At 58.1% G+C, this 3,205-nt stretch carries 4 protein-coding genes; 2 read left to right on the forward strand and 2 right to left on the reverse strand.

Translation table 11 applies throughout. The features are described from left to right. Nucleotides 1-57 precede the first annotated feature (57 nt). Together K8V32_RS03135 and K8V32_RS03140 are read left to right on the forward strand one after the other, a co-directional pair. Nucleotides 58-996: an amino acid ABC transporter permease gene (locus tag K8V32_RS03135; protein WP_303902744.1), complete on the forward strand. Its 939-nt coding sequence runs from the start codon at nucleotides 58-60 to the stop codon at nucleotides 994-996. Then, the gene (locus tag K8V32_RS03140; protein ID WP_303902748.1) at nucleotides 993-1,775 is read left to right on the forward strand and encodes an amino acid ABC transporter ATP-binding protein; all 783 of its coding nucleotides are present in this window, start codon (nucleotides 993-995) and stop codon (nucleotides 1,773-1,775) included. The genes K8V32_RS03135 and K8V32_RS03140 overlap by 4 nt, the downstream gene beginning before the upstream one ends. 60 nt (nucleotides 1,776-1,835) lie before the next feature. On the opposite strand, the gene K8V32_RS03145 is transcribed toward K8V32_RS03140, so the two are convergent. Further along, complete coding sequence (locus tag K8V32_RS03145; RefSeq protein WP_303902751.1) at nucleotides 1,836-2,600, reverse strand: hypothetical protein; 765 nt, start codon at nucleotides 2,598-2,600, stop codon at nucleotides 1,836-1,838. Further along, the coding region (locus K8V32_RS03150; RefSeq protein ID WP_524536678.1) for an AAA family ATPase at nucleotides 2,600-3,205 on the reverse strand (606 nt) is incomplete at its 5' end. The genes K8V32_RS03150 and K8V32_RS03145, both read right to left, overlap by 1 nt.

Consider the following 3,205-nt stretch of genomic DNA (forward strand, 5'->3'; position numbering starts at 1 on the left):
CATATCAATGGCCAACCGTTGGCCGAACTCGAGGGCTAAGAAAGCACCGATACCGTCATGTCCCAGAATTCTTCGTCAGCACGCGCAACGGTTCAGCCCATCAAAGCGCACCCGGTGCGCCACCCCGGCCGTTGGATTGCCGCCACCGTGGTGCTCGCCCTGGCCGCACTGTTTGTGATTAGCGCCGTCAATAATGAAAACTACGGCTGGGATGTCTACCGGCAGTACCTATTTGATACCCGCATTGCCACCGCAGCACTTCACACCCTGGCACTGACCGTATTGTCCATGCTGATCGGTGTGATTCTGGGAGCCATCCTGGCCATCATGCGCATGTCACCCAATCCGGTACTGCGTGCCGTGGCGTGGGTCTATCTGTGGATCTTTCGTGGCACACCGGTATATGTGCAATTGGTGTTCTGGGGCCTGATGGGCTCGCTCTATCAGACACTGAATTTGGGCTTTACCGAAGTCGATTTGCAGGGCCTGTTGAGCAATATGTTCTTGCTGGCCGTGATCGGCCTGGCGCTGAATGAAGCAGCCTATATGGCCGAAATTGTACGTACTGGTATTCAAGCGGTACCGGTTGGCCAAATTGAGGCATCACAGGCTCTGGGGATGAGCTGGTGGCTGACCATGCGCCGCACCGTACTGCCTCAGGCTATGAAGATCATCGTCCCGCCCACCGGCAACGAAGTGATTTCCATGCTCAAGACGACGTCGCTGGTCGTGGCCGTGCCGTATTCTCTGGAACTGTACGGTCGCTCAATGGATATTGCCAACGCGCTCTTTGATCCGGTGCCGATGCTGTTAGTTGCCGCAACCTGGTATCTGGCGGTGACCTCCGTGTTGATGGTTGGCCAGCATTACCTGGAGAAATACTATGATCGCGGCATCACCCGCGAGCTGACACCCAAACAGTTGGCAGCGCTGACCGATGCCGAAGGCACCGCCGGCGGCAATGTGACCGTGGTGAGCGAAAGGGGAACCCGATGAGCCAGAACACAACCAATGTTGTTCCGATGATTGATGCCCAACAGGTGCATAAGTCCTATGGCCAAGTCGAGGTGCTCAAAGGCATCAACCTGACGGTGAATCCCGGTGAGGTGGCCTGTCTGATTGGGCCGTCTGGTTCGGGCAAATCCACCATGCTGCGCTGCGTGAACCATCTGGAAAAAATTACGGCCGGGCGGATCTATGTTGACGGCGAGCTGATCGGCTACCAGGAAAAGAACGGCGAACTCTACGAGATCTCGGCCAAGCAGGCCGCTCGGCAGCGAGCCGAAATCGGCATGGTGTTCCAACAGTTCAACCTATTTCCACACCGCACCGCGCTGGAGAACATTATCGAAGCACCGGTGCAGGTCAACGGCGAGTCCACCACTTCTGCCACCAAGCGCGCCCGCGAACTCTTAGCCTCGGTGGGTCTGGCCGGCAAGGAGCACAACTATCCCGCACAACTGTCAGGTGGGCAGCAACAGCGTGTGGCTATTGCCCGGGCCGTGGCAATGCGGCCCAAACTCATGCTGTTTGATGAGCCGACCTCCGCGCTGGACCCCGAACTCGTCGGCGACGTCCTGCGGGTCATGAAGCAGCTCGCCCACGACGGGATGACCATGCTGGTGGTTACCCACGAAATGGGTTTCGCCCGGGAGGTCGCCGATACCGTGGCCTTCATGGACGGCGGTGTGGTCGTCGAAGCCGGACCGCCGTCGCAAGTGCTCGACAATCCACAACAGGAACGCACCCAGAGCTTCCTGTCTTCGATCCTGTAAAAGCCCAACGACGACGTCGACTCCTCGCGCGGAGGGACCGACATCGTCATGGCGTATTGGCTAGTTCGCGGTGGCTTTGCGAATCAACACGTAGTTCAACACGCCCAGCACGATGGTAGCCAGCAGTCCGTAACCTGCCAGGGTGTACGCGTTTTGTTCATTGATCCAGGCCCCAACGTGTGGCCACCACTGGTTGGTGGTGATCAGCGCCACCACGCCGAGGATGACCACGATCAGTCCGATGATCACCGTCCACAGGATTGGGATGGACACCCGGCGGTATAAGATCGCCCAGAAGAAGCCGAAGCACATGAAGAACAGGGCCACGACCGCGGCCACGGCTCCAACGCCTACCATTCCACCGACGTCTTCGAATGACGGGGACCCAAAGATATACATGTGGTTCCCAAAGCCATCCGTGGCGCATTCGACAAAGTAGGCCAGCATGGCCGCGATGCCATAGCCCAGCGCGACCACCAGGAAGGTCAGGTAGGTGCCCATCAAATAGACGCGGCGGCTATAGCTCAGCGCCAACGAGAAGGGGAACGTGTGGGATCCCGTGTAGCCTGCCATAAAGGCCAGGTACCAGATGGTAGCTTGGGCGGCACCGGTTGCATGTAACGGTTCTTGTGCCGGGATGCGATCGGGGAATTGTGAATCCACCAGGAACAAGACACCGTAGCCGAACGCCCATGCGATCACGAAGATCGCGATCGGCAGCCAGATGAATGAGTACCGGACTGCAAACTGCAGACGGAAGACCGCGGGCACTCGGGCGAAACTTGACCGATGCGGCAGCGTTGGTTGTGCAGTTGTGGTAGTCATCAGAAACCCTCCGATGCGGTATTGTTCTGCCCGTTTTTGCGCGTCATGTGCACAATGAGCTGTTGTAGGGATACGGGGATGAGATCGAGATCGAGGTCTTTGACCAGGCAGTGTTCTTCAGCATTGAGTTTGCCCAGCACGGTGACCCGAGCGATGCGGCCGAGATCTTCGCGGTCCAGGACATCACGATTGCCCACGACTTGTGCCACCGCATCGGCGCGGCCGACGACGGTCACTGCGCGTTCGGCGAGCGCTTCGGCGGATTCATCCACCATGATCTTGCCTTGATCAATGACCACGACATGTTCCAACAAGTGGGAAATCTCATCGATCAGGTGTGAGGAAACCACGATGGTTCGGGGGTGTTCTGAGTAGTCCTGCAAGAGCCGGTCATAGAACAGTTGCCGCGCGACTGCGTCTAGTCCCATATAAGGTTCATCGAACACGGTCAGTGGCGCCCGGGACGCCAGCCCGATGATGACGCCGACCGCGGACTTTTGTCCGCGCGACATCTTTTTAATCGTCGTCTTCATCGGCACCCGAAACTCTTGGATCAGTTGCTGGGCGAAGTCCTCATCCCAGTTTTCGAAAGCTTCGCGAGCTGC

This window comes from Enteractinococcus helveticum, from assembly GCF_020742345.1.
GTDB classification, from domain to species: Bacteria; Actinomycetota; Actinomycetes; order Actinomycetales; family Micrococcaceae; genus Yaniella; species Yaniella helvetica_A.